We start from the raw sequence: 19,459 nt of genomic DNA, 5'->3' as shown, positions 1-19,459 counted from the left end.
GCCGACTGCGAGCGCCTCCTGACCCGGCGGCCGCAAGCGGCCGCGCCCGCCGGCGCAGGGGCCGTGGCGGCGTCGGCGCGTGCTGCGGTGTTCAAGAAGCCTCCTCGAGTGACTGCGCCCGCTCCCGGGCGCCGAATGCTGCGGCGGCGAGGCGCGGGTCGGCCGAGACAACGACCAGATGTCGCAGGTCCGTTGTCTTCCGGGCGACCCGGGCGAAGGCCTCGCCCGCGTCCTCGGCCAGCAGAACGAAGGCGGCATCAGCACGCTGTTCGGCATGTGCCCCTCCCGGCGGTCCGGGCCCGATGCCCGCCCCGGGTACAGCACAGCCGCGGGCGCTCGCTTCCCGCTCCAGTACGGCTTGTCCGGTGCCGGGCGCCGGCCAGGGCCCGGTCGGTCAGTCGGCCGCCCCGGACGCACCCCTCTCGTACGCCGTCATCGTCCGTACGAACATGGCGCGTTCTTCGGGTGTGAGCGGGTCCAGCGCCTTCTCCCAGGAGTCTGCGCCCCGGGCGAGCCAGCCGTTGATCGCGTCGCGGGTCTCGGGGTCCTCGGTGATGGAGACGATGGTGCGCCGCCGGTCGGCGGGGTCGACGCGGCGCTCGACGACGCCCTGGCGGCTGAGGTCGGCGACCATGAGGCTGACCGTCGTCGGGGCCACTTCCAGACGCTCGGCGAGTTCGCTGACCAGGGCCGGGCCGTCGAAGACGAGGTGGGACAGCAGCGAGAGGTGCCGGGGAGCCAGGTTCATCGATCTGAGCTGCTCGGGGACCGTGGTGCGCTTCAGCCGCTGGGCGACTCGGGGCATCAGCACGAGCATGGCCCGGACGGCCTCGTCCCGGCTCATTCCGGTGTGCTGCCCGGACTGCGGCTCGTGGTCCCGGTCCCGCTCACGCTGCGTTGACATCCCGTCCCAACCCCTTATGCATTTGCTTTCAAAGCAAATACTCTTTCCTTCTCCACGATACCGGACATGTGCGCTCCGGGCCTGCTCAGGAAGGTGTGGCATGGCCTCAGCCTTAGCTCCCAGCTCGGACACGGCCGAGTTCAACCCCCGGCGGTGGGCGGCGTTCGCCGTCACGCTGTCCGCGACGTTCATGGACCTCGTCGACACCACCGTGATCAATGTGGCGCTGCCCTCTCTGCGCCGTGATCTGCACGCGTCCAGTACCCAGCTCGAATGGTCCATCGCGGGGTATGTGCTCGCCTTCGCGTCCGGCATGATCACCGCATCGCGCCTGGGCGACCGCTTCGGCCGGCTGCGTGTCTTCCAGCTCGGGCTGGCCGCCTTCACGATCACCTCGGCCCTGACCGGGCTCGCGGTCAATGCCGAGATGCTCGTCGCCGCCCGGATCGCCCAGGGCGCCTCGGCGGCCCTGATGGTGCCTCAGGTGCTTGCGATGCTACGGGTCGAGTTCCCCCCGGCCGAGCAGTCCAAGGCCGCGGCCGTCTTCGGCCTGAACTTCTCCGTCGGCGGCGTCGGCGGACCCCTGATCGGCGGACTCATCCTCAACGCCGATCTGTTCGGACTCGGCTGGCGGCCCATCTTCTTCGTCAACATCCCGATCGGCATCGCCGCCCTGATCGGCGCGCAGATGCTGTGCCGCGACTCCCGGGCCGAGCATGCCGCCACCACGGACATCCGGGGCCTGGCCATCGCGACCGTCGCCGTCCTGGCCCTGCTCTTCCCGCTGGTCGAGGGGCGCACGATGGGCTGGCCGTGGTGGAGCTTCGCACTGATGGCGGCCTGCCCCCTGCTGCTGTGGCTGTTCGCACGCTACGAGCGCACCGTCGTCCGGCGCGGACACACCCCGCTGGTCGATCCCCGGCTGCTGCGCGAACGCGCCCCGCTCGGCGGTCTGTCGGTGGCCGTACTGTTCTTCGCCGGCACCGGATACACCCTCGTCATCACCGTGTACCTCCAGAACGGACTCGGCTACTCGCCGCTCCACACGGCACTGAGCATGGTTCCCTTCGCCGTGGGTGTCGGCCTGTTCACGCCCTTCGCCCCGAAGATCCGTCAGTTCGGGCGGCCGGTCGCCGTCATCGGCTCGCTGCTCGCGGCGATCGGCATGAGCCTGGTCCTCGTCGCCCTGCGCCACTACGAGCAGAGCCTGCACTCCTGGCAGATCCTGCCCGGCCTGCTCCTCGCCGGTCTCGGGGTCTCCATGACCTCTGGCGTGCTGATCACCACCGTCCTGGCCAAGACCCCCGGCCGGCACGCCGGCGCGGCGGCGGCCCTGGTGAACACGGCCATCCAGGTCGGTGTGGCGGTCGGCATCGCCATCGTGGGCACGGTGTTCCTCGGCCGCCTGGACGACGGCGGGAACCCGGTGGATGCGGCCGGGGCAGGACTGGTGACCGTGGTGATCCTGTACCTCCTGGCCTCGCCCGCCGCGCTCATCCTTCCGCCCGGCCGCCTCGTCTTCGGGCCCGTGGGCGACACCGCCAAGTCCCCGCGGCACAGCCCCGGCACGGAGAACGAAGGCGCCCCCGCCGCGGATTCCGAACGCGTCCCCTCGCGTCCCGCGCCCGACTGACGGCCCGGCTCCGGGCCCCTCGCACGGTCCGTGTACTCCCCCGGCGCGGATCACCTGTTCCTCTGTAGGACAGCAAGGACTACGACCCCGCCAAGGGGGCACCTGCCGCCCAGAAGTTCCACGACGACAAGAGCCTCAACTCGTACGTGGTGCAGGTCGCGGGTCCGGAGGACCACCCGGAGCAGGACCTCGCGATGGGACCTCTGCTGGCCGAGCGGAGGGACCGCGTGCTCCCCGTCGTGCCGTCGTCGTCGTTCTGACGGCGTGCGGCCACGGAGGGACTGCGGACAGTCGGCGACGGTAGGGCGGGAGCTGAGCCGGTCGAGGTGCCCGACGGTCTGCCGCTCAGCCAGGCAGCGATATGGGCTGATAGATACTATTTGGGCATGGACAGGCGGATTGTCGTTTCCCCTGGTTCCACGCAGGTGATGGTGCGCGGCCGGATGCGCAGCGTGTGCGGCCGGGCAGGCCGGAGGGCAGGGGTGTGGCTACGGGACGTACGTCGGAGCTGATCGGGGCGCAGATCGCGGGATACCGGGTGGAGCGTGAGCTCGGCCGCGGGGGGATGGCCGTGGTGTACTGCGCACGGGATCTCCGTCTGGACCGCATGGTGGCGCTGAAGCTGCTGGCCCCGGACATGGTCCGCAACGACACCTTCCGCCGCCGTTTCGCGCACGAATCCCGGGTGGCCGCCGCGATCGACCATCCGCACATCGTGCCGATCTTCGAGGCCGGCGAGACCGAGGGTGTCCTGTACATCGCCATGCGGTACGTCCCGGGGCTGGACCTGCGGGCCCTGCTCGCGCAGGACGGCCCGCTGCCGGTGCCGACCGCGCTGCGGATCGCCGCTCAGGTGGCCTCTGCCCTGGACGCGGCCCATGAACACGATCTCGTGCACCGGGACGTCAAGCCCGGCAATGTGCTGGTCGCCCGGGGCACCGACAGTGAGCACCCCGAGCATGTCTATCTCACGGATTTCGGGCTGACGAAGAAGTCACTGTCGCTGACGGGGTTCACCACCGTGGGCGAGTTCGTCGGCACACTCGACTACGTGGCACCGGAGCAGATCTCGGGCCGCCCGGTGGACGGCAGGTGCGACCTGTACAGCTTGGCCTGCGTCGTGTTCGAAACCCTGACGGGCGCCCCGCCGTTCCAGCGGGACGACGACATGGCACTGCTGTGGGCCCACCAGTACGACCAGCCGCCCGCGCTGAGCGAGAAACGGCCCGGCATCCCGCCGACCATGGACGACGTCATGGCCAAGGCCTTGGCGAAGGTTCCCGAGGACCGGTACGGCTCCTGCCTGGAGTTCGTGGCTGCCCTGCGCACGGCTCAGCACGAGGCCGGCCAGAGCGCCCACCCGCCGACGCAGGTGGACCTCCGCGCCGCGCGGGCCGCGCCCCCCTCCGAACCGCCCCCCGATCCGCCCGGCTGGGCCCGGCCGGTCTTTGCCCGACGGCCCGGCTCCTGAACACACGGACTGGGTAAGGGCGTTCAGACCAGAGTCCGCCGCACACCTGGTTCATCGGTGTGACAACCCCGCTCACGAACTGCGGAGCGGTTTCGCGTTTACCCGGCGCTTATGAATCCGTCAAGTCCCGAGCCCTCGGAACATGACCCGAAGGGGCCGTGCGGGCCTACTTGAAGTGCGGGCCTCACCGAATACACCGCATCCGAAACGAGGCCCCGGGCACGTGAACGTGCCGTTCCCTTCAGGAGGAAACGTGAACCGCATATTCCGCAAGCAGGACGACGAAACCCGACCCAAGCGCCGGCTGACCCTCGCCACCGCGGTGGCCTCGGCCGTGGTCGTGGGCGGAGGCGTCATCCTGCCGGCCACCGCCGCAACGGCGGCCCCGATGCCCGAGGCATCGCCGACCATGGCCCCCGCACATCACGGCAAGCACAAGAATTACTGCTGGAGCAAGTACCACAACAAGCACAAGAAGCAGCACAAGAAGCACAAGAAGTACTACTGCTGGGGCAAGTACTACAAGTACTACTGGGACGACCACTACGACTGCTACTTCATCATCAAGCACCACAAGAAGTGGTACTTCTGGGACTCCTACAACGACTACTACTTCTGGAAGAAGCACCGGCACCACGAGGAGCACTGGGACAAGTACCAGGACCACTGGAAGGACGAGCACGAGGTCCAGCAGCACGAGCACAACGAGAAGCCCGATCACGGTAAGCCGGACCCCGCGAAGCCCGACCCGGCCAAGCCCGACCCCGCAAAGCCGGACCCGGCCAAGCCCGACCCGGCCAAGCCCGACCCGGCGAAGCCCGATCCGGCCGCCCCGGCGCCCGCCGACCCGGCCCCCGCTCCGGCCGACCCGGCACCTGCCGACCCGGCGCCCGCCCCGGCCGACCCGGCCCCGCCGGCCCCGCCGGCACCGGCGCCCGCTGAGCCGGCCCCGGCCGCACCCGCCCCGGCGGTATAAGGCAACGCCCGGATCACCACCCCCAGTGCGACGGGGTGAAGGCTCCCACGGCCTTCACCCCGTCGCCGTCTTCGGACCCACCCTTGCCCCGAAAGGAACCGCACTCATGTCCCCGACGCATTGCCGACGCCACGCCGCTGCGACCACCAGCCCGCAGGCGATCGAGACCAGCGCCTCACCCTCACCCACGTCACGGGCGCGGGAGTGCCCGCCCGCTCCGTCAGAGTGCGGGGGACGTCAAGAGTGCGGGGCACGTCGGCGTACCCGGTGCGGAGAGCAGGCCGCCGGCCGGTGCTCTGCCGGCCCTGATACGGGGGAGCAGGGCCCGTGAACAGCAGCCCGCGGCCGTCCGACAACTCCGCCGGCGGCCCTCCCACCAGTCCTCCACCCGCCATTCCCCTTCCCCCGGGTCCTCCCGCAGGTCCCCTGTCGGGCGGCGGCACCCGCCCGCCGGACCCCGAGGACGCGAACGGGACGGGCCACGGCGAACCGGGCGGCCGGTCACGGCGCCGACGGGGCACGCCCACACCGCGGACGGCCCTGATCACCACCGCCGTCGTGGCGGCGCTCGCTCTGGCCCTGGGCCTCGTCCTCACCCATCCCACCGGCGCCCCGCAACAACGGGGCGAGGTCTTTCTTCAGGCCGCCGGCGCCACCGGCCCGGATCCCTTCACCGAGCCGGTCGTACAGGAGGACGCCGCACCGGCGGCCCCGGCCGCGGGCACGGTGACGCGCAGCGTGAACGGCGACGCGCCCGGCCTGTACGGCGGAACGCGCCAGGCCGCCCGCTGCAATGTGAACCGGCAGATCACCACGCTCGGGGCCCATGCGCCGAAGAACCGGGCCTTTGCTTCGACGCTCGGGCTCAAGCCGTCCCGCGTCCCCTCCTACCTGCGCACCCTCACTCCCCTCAAGCTCACCACCGACACCCTTGTCACCAATCACGGCTACCGGAACGGGAGAGCCACCAGCTACCCGGCCGTCCTGCAGGCCGGCACCTCGGTCCTGGTGGACCGCCACGGCACACCCCGGGTGCGCTGCGCCTGCGGCAACCCGCTGACACCCCCCGCTCCGCGGCAGGCCCCGCCTCGCGATACACACAACGCATGGCCCGGCTACCGGCCCTCCGACGTCATCACCGTCACCCCCACACCCCGCCCGGTACAGACATTCGTCACGACCAGCCCCACGCAGGAAGACCACCCCACCCGGAGGGCCCACCCGCACGACCCGACGACCTCACCACCGCCCGAGCACCAACCGCCCGCGCCGGAGACGACGACCAGCCGGCCGAAGGACAAGACCGCGAAGGACGCCTCCTCACCCGGGCCCGGCCAGCCGCCCACCTCCTCCCCCGCGGCGCCCCCGGCCAACCCGGACCCTGCCCCGGCCGACCCGGCACCTGCCCCGGCCGACCCGGCCCCAGCCGACCCGGCACCTGCCGACCCACCCTCGCCACCGGAACCGGAACCGGCGGCACCCGAGAAGGCAGCCCCGGACGACGCCACCTCCGCACCCCCGGCAAGCCGACCGCAGCAACCGGCCGCGCCTGGTAGTCCACCCGCCCCGTGACCTGCACGGTCGGACCACCGGGCACTGCCACCCGCTCGTCGGCCGCCGCGCCGGTCCCGTCAGTCCGGTAAGTCCGCTCAGTCGGGGGTCAGTCCGGGTCAAGGAATTGCTCCGCCCACACGGTCTTCCCGGCGACGGTGTGCCGTGAGCCCCAGCGCTGGGCGAGCTGGCCGACCAGCAGCAGGCCCCGGCCTCCCTCGTCGAAGACGCGGGCACGGCGCATGTGGGGGGCGGTGCCGGCGGAGTCGTAGACCTCGCAGATGAGGGTGGTGCCGGCGTGGATCAGGCGCAGCCGGACCGGCGGGCGGCCGTAGCGGATGGCGTTGGTGACGAGTTCGCTGACCACGAGCTCGGTGATGAACGAGGCCTCGTCCAGCTGCCAGGCGGTGAGCTGCTCGGTGGCCTGCTGGCGTGCCCGGGCAACTGCGGAGGGGTCGAAGGCCACGTCCCAGGTCGCGACGCGGCCCGAGTCGAGGGAGCGGGTGCGGGCGACGAGCAGGGCGATGTCGTCGTCGGGCCGGTGGGCGAGCATGGAGGTCAGGATCCGGTCGCAGACCGCGTCCAGTGTGCCCGCGGGGCGGGCCAGTGCCCTGAACATCTGGTCCAGTGCCTCGTCGATGTCGTGCTCGCGGGCCGCGAGCAGACCGTCGGTGTACAGCGCGAGCAGGCTGCCGGCGGGCAGTTCGGTCTCGAACGTCTCGAACGGCAGTCCGCCCAGGCCCAGCGGCGGGCCGGGCGGCACATCCAGGAAGCGGACCGCACCGTCCGGGGTCACCACCGCGGGCGGGGGATGCCCGGCCCGGGCCAGGCTCAGGCCCCGGGAGACGGGGTCGTAGACCGCGTACAGGCAGGTCGTGCCGATGCCCCCGGCGCTCTCGGCCGCGCCTTCCGCGCCGCTTTCCTCCGCCGACAGGTGGATGACCAGGTCGTCGAGGTGGGTGAGCAGTTCGTCCGGCGGCAGATCGACATCGGCCAGGGTCCGCACCGCGGTCCGTACCCGGCCCATGGTGGCCGACGCCCGGATACCGTGACCGACGACGTCGCCCACCACCAGAGCAACCCGCGTCCCCGACAGCGGGATGACGTCGAACCAGTCACCGCCCACCCCGGCGCGTCCGCCGGCCGGCAGATAGCGGGTGGCGATGTCCAACGCCTGCTGGTCCGGCAGCGTCTGCGGCAGCAGACTGCGCTGGAGCGTCATCGTCGTGGTGTGCTCCCGGGCCGGACGGCGCGCGGCGTGCATGGCGACGCCCGCACGGAAGGTCAGTTCCTCCGCCGCGGCCAGGTCCCCGGCATCGAAGGGCTCCCGGCGCCGGTGGCGGCCCAGCAGCGCCGTACCGAGCGTGACGCCGTCCTGGCCCCGCACGGGCACCACCATCACCGAATGCACCTCCGACTCGCGCAGCCAGACGGCCTGACGGTCCTGCTCCGCCCAGGCGGCAACGGCCGGATCGCCCGCCCCGTACACCGCGCCGCGGCCCTCGGCCACGCACCGGGTCACCGGCGAGAGGGCCGGATAGCGCAGCGACTCCCCCACCTCGGGGCCCGCCCCGACGACCGAGGCGACGGCGGTGCGGCGCAGTGTGAGCGGCACGGCCGCGGGGACGGAAGGCTCGTCATCGCCTCGCCGGGGGACGTCCGGCAGCAGGTCCACGGCGGCGAAGTCCGCAAGACGGGGTACGGCGACGTCGGTCAGCTCCTGCGCGGTGCGCTGCACGTCCGAAGTGGTGCCGATACGGGTTTTCGCCTCGTCCAGCCACTGCATCCGCTGCCCCGCGAGCTGGCCGGGGAGCGGATGATGCGCCGCCAGACACACCGCTCGCACCCGCCCGCCGGCATCCTTCAGGGGAGCGAGCGACGCCGGCCAGCCGTACTCCGCACCGACACCCGCGGGGCCGACGCACGCCTCCATTTCCTGCACCTCGTTGCCGGCCACCACCAGACGCATGGCCGCCTCGGCCTGATCGCTCACCGGATCGGGTGCGATCTCCGGCAGCCGCAGCCCTCGCATCTCCTCCTCGGACAGCGACAAGGCCCGTTGCATGCCCGCATTCGCCCGCACCAGCCGCAGGCCTGTGTCGAAGACCGCCAGCAGGCTGGGCGACTGACGGAACACCCACTCCCCCAGCCCCTCGGCAGTCAGCGATCCCGCACCACCGGCGGGCGGGTCCGGCTCGCCCGCCACGGCGGACACCACCAGCCACTCCGTGTGGCGGCCGCCCGGCCTGCGGCGGTGTGCGAGCAGCCGGCGCTCCAGGCGGCGACCGTCCCGGTGCCGCAGCACCACGGTGCCGCTCCACCGCCGTCCCCCGGCCGCACCCCGCCACATGCCCTCGCCCGCATCCGCGATCCCCTCGGCCAGCAGCCGCGCGGCCGGATGCCCCACCACCTGGGAGGACACATAGCCCAGAAGCCGACGGGCCCCCTCGCTCCATCCCGTCACCATGCCGCGTTCGTCGACCATCGCCGAAGCCGTGTACGCCGGCCCCGTCGCGGCGCCCGTCGGCGCCTGCTCACCGGGAGGAGAGGGAAAACGGTCCATCATCACTCATCAGCCCTTCGCCAACCCGCACGGCCGGGCCCCCCTCACCAGCATGATCCTCACGAGCGCCGAGCACCAACCCGACGTCCCCCTGGCCGGCTCGCGCCCTGAACGCGCATCGGGGTGCCCGTTCTCACGAACCGCAACCGGCTGATCTTGGCCTGTGACAGGCCTGTGACAGTCGGCGGACACGGGCATGACGTCACCCAGACAGCATTCTTAAAAGCGGACAAACAGCCTCAATACGGCATTTGCCCTCTGCTTCCGACGGTGTGAGCAGTGACGACCGAGCCGATCCGGCGGAGACATCCCATGAGCCTCACTCCCACCCCCACCACGCACACCGAAGCTCCCACCCCCGCACTGGCCCCCCGCGAGTTGGAAACCCTCCACCACATCGCCTCCGGCTGCACCTACCTCCAGGCCGCCCGCCAGATGGGGCTCTCCCCGCACACGATCGACGCCTACCTCCGCCGTATCCGCACCAAGCTCAACATCAACACCACCGCCGAACTCACCCGATGGGCCATCTCCGTCGGTCTCTGACACCCCCAACTCCCCAGCAGACCATCGGCCACCGTGACAGGCGGCTCCTAGGGTGGGGGTATGGCCGAGGGCGTGGTGACGCTGTTCGTCTGCGGCGATGTGATGCTCGGGCGCGGTGTCGATCAGATCCTGGAGCGGCCCGGGGATCCGGCGCTGCGGGAGGGCTACGTCCGGGACGCCCTGACCTACGTGCGTCTGGCGGAGTCGGCCAACGGGCCGATTCCGGCGCCGGTCGCTCCGTCCTGGCCGTGGGGCGACGCGCTGCGGGTGCTGGAGGAAGCCGCCCCGGACGTCCGTATCGTCAATCTGGAGACGGCCGTGACACGCAGCGGCGCGTTCGCTCCCGCCAAGGCGGTCCACTACCGCATGCACCCGGCCAACCTCCCCGCTCTGGCGGTGGCCGGTCCCGACGTCTGCGTCCTGGCCAACAACCATGTGCTGGACTTCGGCCGCGCGGGTCTGGAGGAGACGCTGGATGCGCTGAACGGCGCGGGGCTGCGGGCAGCGGGTGCGGGACGGAGCGCCGACGAGGCGTGTGCACCCATCGCGGTTCCCCTCCCGGCCGGGGGCCGCGTACTGGTCTTCGCCCTCGGGACACCGTCCAGTGGCGTCCCGCACGGCTGGGCGGCGAGCGCCGATCTGCCGGGGGTCGCGTACGTTCCCGACCTGTCGGCCGATTCCGCCGCCACGGTGGTCCGGCGTGTGCGGCAGCAGAGGCGGCCGGGCGACATCGTGGTCGTGTCCGTCCACTGGGGGTCCAACTGGGGCTACCGCGTTCCCCAGGATCAACTCCGCTTCGGACACACCCTGGTGGACGGCGGAGTCGACATCGTCCACGGGCACTCCTCGCACCATCCACGCCCCGTCGAGGTCTACCGGGACCGGCTGATCCTCCACGGCTGCGGCGACTTCATCGACGACTACGAGGGCATCGCGGGCTACGCCGAGTACCGCGACGACCTCCGGATCGCCTACCTCGTCACGGTGGCGGCGGACTCGGGCCGCCTGGTCGGCCTGGACATGGTTCCGCTCCAGGCCCGCCGTATGCGCCTGGAGCCCGCCCCGGACGAGGACCGTGCGTGGCTGTGCACCACCCTCGACCGCATCAGCGACGGTGTGCGCGTCGGCCAGAAGCCCGACGGGACGCTCTCGTGCGAGAAGTCCGCCGCCGCCGACACCTACGAATGAGCTGCCCGGCAGGCCCGCTCACCGATCGTCGTGCAGCGCCTCCAGGACATCGGTGTCCGTCAGCTGAGCGAAATCCTCGTACCACTCGCCGACGGCCATGAACCCCCTCGGCCGGTGGAGGCAGACCACCTCGTCAGCCTCTTCCCTCATCAGATCGGCCGCCTCCGGTGAGCTGACCGGCACGGCCAGGACCACCCGCTCGGGTGCCTGATGCCGTACGGCGCGCAAGGCGGCCCGTGCCGTGGAACCGGTCGCCAGTCCGTCGTCGACGACGATCACGGTCCGGCCGCGCAACTCCGGCGCCGGCCGCCCCTGCCGGTAGTGCTCCTCGCGGCGCCGCAGTTCCTTCCGTTCGCGTTCCACCACGTCCGCGAGGGACGCCACGCTCATGCCCAGCCGGTCCAGGGTCCGCTCGTCGAAGAGGGGAGGATCGTCACCCGCGATCGCGCCGACACCGAACTCCTCATGGAAGGGGGCGCCGATCTTCCGTACGACCAGCACATCGAGGGGGGCCTGAAGCACCGACGCGACTTCGCGGGCGACCGCGACTCCGCCGCGGGGCAGGGCGAGCACCACGGGATGCGGAAGCGCCCCTTTCTCCTGCAGGATCCGCAGCCGTTCCGCCAGTTCCTGTCCCGCCTGCTTGCGGTCACGGAACTGCATGTGCTTCTTCTTTCTCACGGCACCGGGCAGAAGACGGTGCGGCGTGCATCTCACGTGCCACCGCGTACCCCGATGGGCCGGCGTCCACACCACCGCCCTCTGCCCGCCCGGCCGAGCGCTCACTCCCGTTGTGGTCCGCGCCCGGTCAATGCTCCCGCGTGCCCTGATAGCGCGCCGCGAGCCGCGCGAGGGCGACCGCACCGAGGAGCAGACCGAAGTCGCGCAGCGCGATGTCGTAATAGTCGGGGATCGTCAGGAGGTTGATGATGATGCCCGCCAGCCAGCCGGCCACCAGCCAGGCTCCGAAGCGCGGAGCGAGGGCCACGGCGACGCCTGCCACGATTTCGATCACGCCGACCACGTACATGGCCGTCTGGGCGCTGCCGGGGACGATGTCGTTGATCCACGGCGCGAGGTAGGCGGGCCAGTCCACGAGCAGGTTGGCGAACTTGTCCAGCCCGAAGAGGATCGGCGCCACGGCGAAGCCGGTGCGCAGGATCAGGAACGCCTGGTAGCCGGGATCGCCGAGCAGCGTATGCCTGGAGTCCGCGGACGTGGCGCGTGTGGTCACTGAGGACATGGCCGACCTCTCCTTCTATCGACAACTCTCATTAACGATAGAAGCGCGGATTTCTTCTTTAGTCAATGGCCATGGGTTTTACACTGGTGCCGTGGACGCCACGAACGAAGCACGCGACACCGACGTCTCCGCCATCGCAGCCCTGGACGAGCCGACGCGCAGACGGCTGTACGACCATGTGGTGCGCCAGCCGGCACCCGTCAGCCGGGACGAGGCGGCCGCCGCCCTGGGCCTGGCTCGCCAGACCGCGGCGTTCCATCTCGACCGGCTCGCCGAGGAATCACTGCTCGACGTCGTCTACGAGCGTCGCAGCGGACGGGCGGGCCCGGGGGCCGGCAGGCCGGCCAAGCTGTACCGGCGCTCGACGAAGCAGGTCGCGGTCAGCCTCCCGGACCGCCGCTACGAGCTGGCCGGACAGCTCCTTGCCCGGGCCGTGGAGGAGTCCGGCGCAACCGGTGCGCCGGTGCGGGACGTGCTGCACCGCACGGCCGAAGAGCTCGGCACTCGGCTGGGCGGCCAGCGGGACGCGAACCTGTTCGGTGTGCTTGAGCTGTACGGCTTCGAGCCGCGGCACGAGGAAGGCGTCATCGTGCTGGTCAACTGCCCCTTCCACGCTCTGGCCCGGGAGCACACCGAGACCGTGTGCGGGATGAACCTGCATCTGCTGCGCGGTGTCCTCCACGGGCTGGGCGAGACCGGGCTTGCGGCGTCTTTGGCCCCTACGCCCGGCCGGTGCTGCGTACGACTGGAGCCTCTCGCCTGATCAAGGCGGCAGCGTCGCCGTACGCGCCGTGACAGGGTGGTGCCATGACCATCGAAGTGCGGCCGGCTTCGGTCTTCGACGACGTCCACGCCCTGCTCGGTCCGAAGTCGCCCGACTCCAACGTCTGCTGGTGCCTGAGCTACCGGATCCCGTCGAAGCTCAACAACGAGCTCCGGGGCCCGGCCCGTGGTGAGTACGTCGCCGAACTGTGCCGGTCGCAACCCCCTCCGGGGGTCCTTGCCTACGACGGCGACGAGCCGGTCGGCTGGGCCGCCGTGGCTCCGCGCTCGGACACCTCCTTCGCGCACAGCCGCAAGATCCCGCACATCGACGACCTCCCGGTCTGGTCCCTGTGGTGCATCCGCGTACGGCCCGGTCACCGCAAGCAGGGCATCTCGCACGCTCTCATCGCCGGTGCGGTCGAGTTCGCCCGCGCCCACGGCGCACCGGTGATCGAGGCGTACCCCCTCGACAACGGAGACGCGCGGGTCGACATGACGATGGCGTACGCCGGGATCCGGAAGAACTTCGAACGCGCCGGATTCACCCACGCCGCCGACACCACCTCGGTGCTGGCCGGCCACCCCGGATCCTGATGCGGCTCGATCTGGGCTGACCCTCGGGCCTGGTGCTCAGGTCAGGTTCAGCCCGCCGTCGAGCATGATGACCTCTCCGGTGAGATAGGTGTGGGCGATCAGCGACGCCACCACGTCGGCCACGTCCGCGGGTTGGGCGGGGCGGCGCATGGGCGCGCGGTTTCGCCACACTTCGTGCGCGTGGGCCCAGTCCTTGGTCATGGGTGTGTCCACCAGCCCCGGGGCCACCGCGTTGACCCGCACCTCGGGCGCGAGCGCGGCGGCGAGCAGCCGGGTCACGTGGTTCAGCGCGGCCTTGCTCGCCGCATACGGCACCGACGAGCCCTTGGGCCGCACCCCGGCATGGCTGGTGATGTTCACGATGCTTCCGCCCACGGGGGATTGACGCAGCGTCGGCAGTGCCGCCGTGCACAGCACCCATGGCGCGATCAGGTTCACCTCCAGCAGCTGTCGCCAGTCCGCCGGTGTCGCCGCGGCCAGATCGTCGTGCGGGATCGGCCGGCTGATGCCCGCGTTGTTCACGAGCACGTCCAGCCGCCCGTACCGGCCGAGCGCCGCCTCGACCAGCCCGCGGGCCTCGTCCTCCACCGCCAGGTCGGCCCGCACATACGCCCCGCCGAGCTCCGCCGCCAGCGCCTCCCCGGCCTGCGCACTGCGTCGCGAGTGCACCACGACCCGCATGCCGTCCGCCGCCAGCCTCCGGGCGACGGCCTCCCCGATCCCGGAGGTGGACCCGGTGACCAGCGCGACGGGCCGGTCCGCTTGTTCACTCCTCATGGACGCGGATCTTGCCATGGCTGCTCACTGTCACAGGCCGGCCGACCAGGGGGTGTCGTTTGGACCATGCCGGCGTCGCGGGGTGTGGCACGCACATCTGCCGCGTTGTCGTCGGTTGCCACCGCTCCGCGTTGACGCCCTCCTCCGCCTTGCAGCTGCACGCACCACACCCCGCTCGACTTGGCTGATAGGCGCCGCTTCTCACGGCCAGCCTGATCCAAACGACACCCCCTAGGGACGGATCCCGTCGCAGGCGATGGGCAGATGCCGGGGCCCGCGCAGTACGGCGTTCTGCCGGTAGGGGGGCGGGTCCTCCAGCAGACGGGGGTTCTCCATCCGCCGGGCCAGCTCCGACAGGGCGGTCTGGGCCTCCAGCCGGGCGAGCGGTGCGCCGAAACAGCTGTGGATGCCGCTGCCCAGGCCGAGGTGCTGGATGTCCCGGCGGTCCGGGTCGAAGCGGTCCGGGTTCTCGAAGCGCTGCGGGTCGCGGTTGCCGGACGCCAGGACCAGCCAGAGCGAGGCGCCCTTCGGGATGGTGACGCCACGGACCTCGATGTCGGCGAGAGTGGTGCGCTGGGGCAGGAGTTGTACCGGCGGCTCGAAGCGCAGGAGCTCTTCGACGAGGGGCACGGCCAGCTTCGGATCCTCGCGCAGCCGTTGCAGGACGTCGGGACGGCGCAGCAGGGTCAGCATTCCGTTGGTGATGAGGTTGACGGTGGTCTCGTGCCCCGCGATCAGCAGCAGCGCCGCGGTGCTGAGCAGTTCCATCGTGCTCATCGGACCGTCCCCGCCCTTGGCCGTCGCCAGCTGGGAGAGCATGTCCTCGCCGGGGTTCTTGCGGCGCTCCTCGATCAGGCCGGCCAGATACATGCCCAGTTCCATACGGGCGTCGTGCGCCTCCTTCCCCCGCCCGGCGGGATCCGCGTCCGGGTCGGGGTCCAGGCTCGCGGCGAGGGTGTCCGCCCAGGTGTGGAAGCGCGCCTCGTCCTCGCGGGGCACCCCGAGCAGCCGGCAGATCACCGTCACCGGGAAGGGATACGAGAACTGTTCCACCAGGTCGATGCGGCCCGTGTCGCCGATGCCGTCGATGAGGCCGGAGACGATGTCATGGAGCTCTTCGCGCATTCCGTCGACCCGGTGGGGGGAGTGCGGCGGGCCGAAGGGCCGGTTCGTCATGCGTCGCAGCCGGTCGTGTTCCGGCGGGTCGAGCTTCAGGAAGCCCGGCGGCAGGGCGCTCTCCTCCTGGGGCGGCTCGGCCGGCCCGCCGCCGGTGGTCGAGGTCAGATTGCGGGCGTCGGAGCTGATCCGGGGATCGTGCAGCAGGCTGCGGATCTCGTAGTAGGTGCTGATGACGTACGGCCCGTCGTCCTCGTGGAACACCGGCGTCTTCCGCAGCTCTTCGTAGATCGGGTACGGATTCGGGCGGTTGGCGTAGTCCAGGATCTGGTGCAGTGCGGATTGCGTCATGGCGAGTCCTCGTGGCCGTGCGGGTCAGTGCGCGGGGGTGAACGTCATCCGGCGGTCGGCCGGCGAGTATCCGCTAAGGGTCACAGTGGGCCCGTGGGTGGGAATCGACGGGTCGGGGAAGTCCGCGTCGAGCGGCCGCGCTCCGTCCGAGTGCCGGTCGACCGTGGGGAACGGCGGCGGGAACGGCGCGGTGGTCTCGATCAGCTCCTGGTAGAACGGCAGCCACCGGGCCTGGTCGAAGGCGACCGCCCCGATGACGCGCCCCTGGTAGCCGTAGACGCCGACGAACCGGTGATCCTTGAGCGAGCCCTGCGCGATGAGGATCTCCGTCCCCAGCGACGGCACCCCGACGGACTTGATGTTGACTCCGAACTGCGAGGACCAGAAGGCCGGCACCTCCATGTGCGGGATCCGGTCGATGCTCTCGCTGAGCATGTTGTGCGCCGCGATCCGAGCCTGCGTGACGGCGTTGCCCCAGTGCTCCAGGGACAGGAACTGGTAGCCGAACAGGGGGTGCGGGCAGCGGGCGACGTCGCCGGCCGCGTAGATGTCGTCGGTCACAATGCCGCGGACGTCGAAGGCGCGGCAGCCCGCGTCGCAGGCGATGCCGCGGGGGCCGGCCCCCAGCCCGGACCCGGCGAGCCACTCGGTGTTGCGGGTGGCACCGAGAGAGATGATCACCAGGTCGGTCTCCACGGTGGAGCCGTCGGACAGGTGCGCCGCGCGCACCCGTCCCGAGGCATCGCCCTCCAGAGCGGTCACCATGACCCCGGTCCGCAGGTCCACACCGTGCTCGCGCTGCATCTCGGCGGAGACCGCGCCGACCACCCCGCCGAGCGCGCCGACCAGGGGCGCCGAGCCGCGCTCGGCGACGGTGACGGCGAGGCCGCGCTCGCGGCAGGCGGAGGCGATCTCCGAGCCGGTGAACCCGGCGCCGATGACCAGAACCCGCTTGGGCCCCGCGGCGAGCCGCCGTGCGAGCGCTGCGCCGTCGTTGCGGGTCCGCAGCACGAAGACCCCGTCGAGTTCCGCCTCGGCCTCGCGCGGCCACGGGCGCGCCCGCACTCCGGTGGCGATCAGCAGGCGGTCGTACGGCACCTCGTCGCCGTCGGCCAGCCGCACCCGTCTGCCGGCCATGTCCAGGCCGGCGGCGGCGACACCGAGCCGCCAGGTCGCGTCGACCGACCGCAGCCTGGGCAGCGCCGTACGGTCGGCGACCGCCTTGCCCAGCAGTACCTGTTTGGACAGCGGAGGCCGGTCGTACGGCTCGTGGGGCTCGTCACCGATCACCGTCAGAGAACCCGCGAAACCCTTGTCGCGCAGGGCTTCCGCAGCCCGCAGGCCCGCCAGCGAGGCGCCGACCACGACAATGCGGCCCTCGCGCTTGAACCGTTCCAGGGAGCCGTCACCGATCACCGGACACCGCCTCGGCCCCAGCGCCCACGGCATCGACCAGGATGGCCTGGACGGGGCAGGCCGCGGCGGCCTGGGCCAGCTTGTCGCGCTGTGCCTCGTCGGCATCCGGGTTGTACAGCAGCGCCTCCTCGCCGTGCATGACGAAGATCTCGGGAGCGAGGAACGCGCACTGCGCGTACCCCTGACAGCGGTTCAGATCGACGGCAATCCTTACCACGTGATCGGTCCTCTCCATCGGCCCGGTCGACCCCCTCCGACCAGCCTCGGTGCCCGGAGGGCAGACGGCGACGAGGGGAAGACCGTTCGAGTGATCGGTTGGACCGGCTCAGGTCGGGGTCGCCGGCTGCGGGCCTGCGCGGCGTCCTCGCAGGATGTGCAGGCTGACGACCAGCGCCCAGGCCGGGAAGACCAGTTCGGACCAGGGCACGCTCGATCCCACCACCAGCAGCGTCAGACCGGCCAGCAGGCCGAAGGCGACGAGCGGGCGCGGGAGGGCGCCGAGCCGGCGGGCGATGGTCGAGGCCGTGAGGATGAACACCGCGGCCATCCGCATCGCGTACGTGGTCAGCAAGGTGTAGGCGAAGTGGCGGCCGAAGGTCGCGTCGTTCTGGCTCTCGTCGAGCACAGTACCGACCGCCGCGCCGCTGACGAACAGGATGGCCGCGAAGATCAGGCCGCTGCCGAGGAACACGGTGGAGACGAACCGGTCCTCTCCCTCACCGGCCTGCTCGCGCACCGCGCCCATGAACCACAGGAAGGCGATCCCGGCGAACGGAAGCAGCTCCAGCGCCGTCTGCACGGCGTTGAGCTGTGCGCCGGTCACGTCGATCTCGTCCCCGCCGCCCCCGCTGGGCAGAGCGGTACGCACCAGGATGATCGTCGTGGCCATCAGGACCGCGAACACGACCCCGGCTGTCCCGGCGGCCCGGGGTGTCCCGAGGCGCCCGCGCTTCAGTTGCATCGCTTCTCGCTCTCTGTCCGGCCTTCTGTACCCAGACACCAGCGATCCGGGGGTTCGTGCCACCGGGGCCACTCGGGAGGAAGAACGCGCTACGCCGTACAGGCCAGGGCCACCCGCCGGGCGGCAGGGGCTTCAGCATGATCTAGCGCGGAATGCCGGGCGTTCACGCCCGGGAGGAAGCGCTTCTTTGGACTGCTCTGACTCGTGTGGGTGCACGGGTCCGTACTGTTGACGTCAGGCGGGACGTTTCTGGTTCTCGATGTACTCCTTGATGATGCTGAGTGGTGGGCCGCCGCAGGATGCGGCGAAGTAGGACGGCGACCAGAAGTGATCACCCCGCAGGTACTTTCGGATGTGGGCGGGAAACTCCTGGCGAAGCCTTCGGGCGGAGACGCCTTTGAGGGAGCCGACCAAGCGCGAGATGGCGACCTTGGGCGGGTAGTGCACGAGGAGGTGGACGTGATCGCGTTCGCCGTTGAACTCGACCAGTTCGGTTTCGAAGTCGGCGCAGACGTCCCGCATGATCTCTTCGCAGCGGCGAAGGATCTCGTCCGTGAACGGGCCGCGCCGGTACTTGGGCGTGAAGACCAAATGTGCATGGAGGGTGTAGGTGACGGTTCGGCCCCTGCGGATGTTGGGGTTTGGCTCCCAGCGTGGTGACATAGATCAATGCTACGATCTTGCTCGTGAAGGTCGTGACGCAGGTCAAGCTGATACCGGATGCCGCACAGGCATCGGCGATTGCTGCGACCATGCACACGTTCAACTCGGAGGCCAACTGGGTCTCCGAGGTCGCGTTCATGAACGGTGTGCCGCGTGAGTACGCGCTGCGGAAGCTGGCCTATGCGCAGCTCAAGGAACGCGGGCTCGGCGCTCAGGTCGCGCAGCACGTCATCAAGAAGGTGCGCGACGCCTACACCACGCTGCACGCCGGCCTGCGGGCCCAGAACCTCGGCAGGCCGGGCTCGAAGCGCCGGCGCACGGCGCAGGCGAAGCCGGTCGTCTTCCGGCCCCAGGCCGCGCAGCCGTATGACGACCGGTGTCTGAGCTGGCAGTACGACGCGCAGGCGGTGTCCATCTGGACCACCGCAGGCCGCCTCAAGAACGTGCGCTTCGCCTGCTCCGCCGATGCGCTCAAGATGCTCCAGCAGTACCGCAAGGGCGAATCCGACCTGATCGAACGCGACGGCGTGTTCTACCTCCTCGCCGTGTGCGAGGTCCCCGAGGCGGAGCAGTACGAGCCGGACGGCTTCATCGGCGTTGATCTCGGGATCGCGAACATCGCCACCACGTCCACCGGCTACCAGGCCGCCGGGCGCGGCCTGAACCGGTACCGCAAGCGTCAGCTCGCCTTGCGGGCCAAGCTCCAGAAGAAGCGCACCAAGTCCGCCAAGCGACGTCTCA

At 70.9% G+C, this 19,459-nt stretch carries 17 protein-coding genes and 2 pseudogenes; 9 read left to right on the top strand and 10 right to left on the bottom strand.

Features of this window, described 5'->3' with window-relative positions:
• Positions 1-394 precede the first annotated feature (394 nt).
• On the bottom strand, positions 395-904 hold the full coding sequence (locus F7R91_RS36820) for a MarR family winged helix-turn-helix transcriptional regulator (RefSeq protein WP_225320995.1): 510 nt from the start codon (positions 902-904) through the stop codon (positions 395-397).
• A gap of 100 nt (positions 905-1,004) precedes the next feature.
• On the opposite strand from F7R91_RS36820, the gene F7R91_RS36815 reads away from it, so the two are divergent.
• From F7R91_RS36815 to F7R91_RS42340, 4 genes are all read left to right on the top strand, one after another.
• On the top strand, positions 1,005-2,537 hold the full coding sequence (locus tag F7R91_RS36815; protein WP_191971801.1) for an MFS transporter: 1,533 nt from the start codon (positions 1,005-1,007) through the stop codon (positions 2,535-2,537).
• 484 nt (positions 2,538-3,021) lie between these two features.
• Positions 3,022-4,008 (top strand): serine/threonine-protein kinase, encoded by a 987-nt coding sequence (locus tag F7R91_RS36810; protein ID WP_150957461.1) that lies wholly within the window; start codon positions 3,022-3,024, stop codon positions 4,006-4,008.
• Between the two features lie 253 nt (positions 4,009-4,261).
• Positions 4,262-4,984: a hypothetical protein gene (locus F7R91_RS36805; protein ID WP_150957457.1), complete on the top strand. Its 723-nt coding sequence runs from the start codon at positions 4,262-4,264 to the stop codon at positions 4,982-4,984.
• A 327-nt stretch (positions 4,985-5,311) separates the two neighbouring features.
• Positions 5,312-6,556, top strand: a complete 1,245-nt coding sequence (locus F7R91_RS42340) for a DUF6777 domain-containing protein (RefSeq protein WP_191971752.1) — start codon at positions 5,312-5,314, stop codon at positions 6,554-6,556.
• 88 nt (positions 6,557-6,644) lie between these two features.
• Here the strand turns inward: F7R91_RS42340 and F7R91_RS36790 are convergent, their stop codons facing one another.
• Entirely contained in the window at positions 6,645-9,101 is a 2,457-nt protein-coding gene (locus F7R91_RS36790) for a SpoIIE family protein phosphatase (protein WP_150956022.1), read from the bottom strand.
• Between the two features lie 309 nt (positions 9,102-9,410).
• Here F7R91_RS36790 and F7R91_RS36785 point away from each other — a divergent pair, with 309 nt between their 5' ends.
• On the top strand, positions 9,411-9,644 hold the full coding sequence (locus F7R91_RS36785; RefSeq protein ID WP_150956019.1) for a response regulator transcription factor: 234 nt from the start codon (positions 9,411-9,413) through the stop codon (positions 9,642-9,644).
• A 60-nt stretch (positions 9,645-9,704) separates the two neighbouring features.
• Positions 9,705-10,832 (top strand): CapA family protein, encoded by a 1,128-nt coding sequence (locus F7R91_RS36780; protein ID WP_150956016.1) that lies wholly within the window; start codon positions 9,705-9,707, stop codon positions 10,830-10,832.
• Positions 10,833-10,850: 18 nt separating this feature from the next.
• Here the strand turns inward: F7R91_RS36780 and F7R91_RS36775 are convergent, their stop codons facing one another.
• Both F7R91_RS36775 and F7R91_RS36770 read right to left on the bottom strand, forming a co-directional pair.
• Positions 10,851-11,495, bottom strand: a complete 645-nt coding sequence (locus tag F7R91_RS36775) for a phosphoribosyltransferase (RefSeq protein ID WP_150956013.1) — start codon at positions 11,493-11,495, stop codon at positions 10,851-10,853.
• A 145-nt stretch (positions 11,496-11,640) separates the two neighbouring features.
• Entirely contained in the window at positions 11,641-12,075 is a 435-nt protein-coding gene (locus F7R91_RS36770; protein ID WP_150956010.1) for a DoxX family protein, read from the bottom strand.
• 91 nt (positions 12,076-12,166) lie between these two features.
• Between F7R91_RS36770 and F7R91_RS36765 the strand changes: the two genes are divergently transcribed.
• Both F7R91_RS36765 and F7R91_RS36760 read left to right on the top strand, forming a co-directional pair.
• Positions 12,167-12,838 (top strand): helix-turn-helix transcriptional regulator, encoded by a 672-nt coding sequence (locus tag F7R91_RS36765; protein ID WP_225320941.1) that lies wholly within the window; start codon positions 12,167-12,169, stop codon positions 12,836-12,838.
• 44 nt (positions 12,839-12,882) lie between these two features.
• Positions 12,883-13,454, top strand: a pseudogene (locus F7R91_RS36760) (GNAT family N-acetyltransferase).
• 16 nt (positions 13,455-13,470) lie between these two features.
• On the opposite strand, the gene F7R91_RS36755 reads toward F7R91_RS36760, so the two are convergent.
• The 6 genes from F7R91_RS36755 to tnpA form a co-directional block, all read right to left on the bottom strand.
• A complete protein-coding gene (locus F7R91_RS36755; protein ID WP_150956004.1) occupies positions 13,471-14,211 on the bottom strand; it encodes an SDR family NAD(P)-dependent oxidoreductase in 741 nt (246 codons plus the stop codon).
• 231 nt (positions 14,212-14,442) lie between these two features.
• Positions 14,443-15,678 (bottom strand): cytochrome P450, encoded by a 1,236-nt coding sequence (locus F7R91_RS36745; protein WP_150956001.1) that lies wholly within the window; start codon positions 15,676-15,678, stop codon positions 14,443-14,445.
• Between the two features lie 24 nt (positions 15,679-15,702).
• A complete protein-coding gene (locus F7R91_RS36740) occupies positions 15,703-17,127 on the bottom strand; it encodes an NAD(P)/FAD-dependent oxidoreductase (protein WP_408056084.1) in 1,425 nt (474 codons plus the stop codon).
• On the bottom strand, positions 17,084-17,329 hold the full coding sequence (locus F7R91_RS36735; RefSeq protein ID WP_150955994.1) for a ferredoxin: 246 nt from the start codon (positions 17,327-17,329) through the stop codon (positions 17,084-17,086). The genes F7R91_RS36740 and F7R91_RS36735 overlap by 44 nt, the downstream gene beginning before the upstream one ends.
• A 90-nt stretch (positions 17,330-17,419) precedes the next feature.
• Positions 17,420-18,055: a hypothetical protein gene (locus F7R91_RS36730; RefSeq protein ID WP_150955991.1), complete on the bottom strand. Its 636-nt coding sequence runs from the start codon at positions 18,053-18,055 to the stop codon at positions 17,420-17,422.
• A gap of 234 nt (positions 18,056-18,289) precedes the next feature.
• Positions 18,290-18,718 carry an IS200/IS605 family transposase gene (tnpA, locus tag F7R91_RS36725; protein ID WP_150955988.1) on the bottom strand — a complete coding sequence of 143 codons (429 nt, stop codon included), beginning with the start codon at positions 18,716-18,718 and terminating at the stop codon, positions 18,290-18,292.
• Positions 18,719-18,741: 23 nt separating this feature from the next.
• On the opposite strand from tnpA, the pseudogene F7R91_RS36720 reads away from it, so the two are divergent.
• A pseudogene (locus F7R91_RS36720) lies at positions 18,742-19,459 on the top strand (RNA-guided endonuclease TnpB family protein); the annotation flags it as partial.

Source organism: Streptomyces luteolifulvus (genome assembly GCF_008806595.1).
GTDB classification, from domain to species: domain Bacteria; phylum Actinomycetota; class Actinomycetes; order Streptomycetales; family Streptomycetaceae; genus Streptomyces; species Streptomyces luteolifulvus.
Note: the sequence above shows the minus strand (reverse complement) of the source record. Positions and strands in the feature narration are given on the sequence as shown.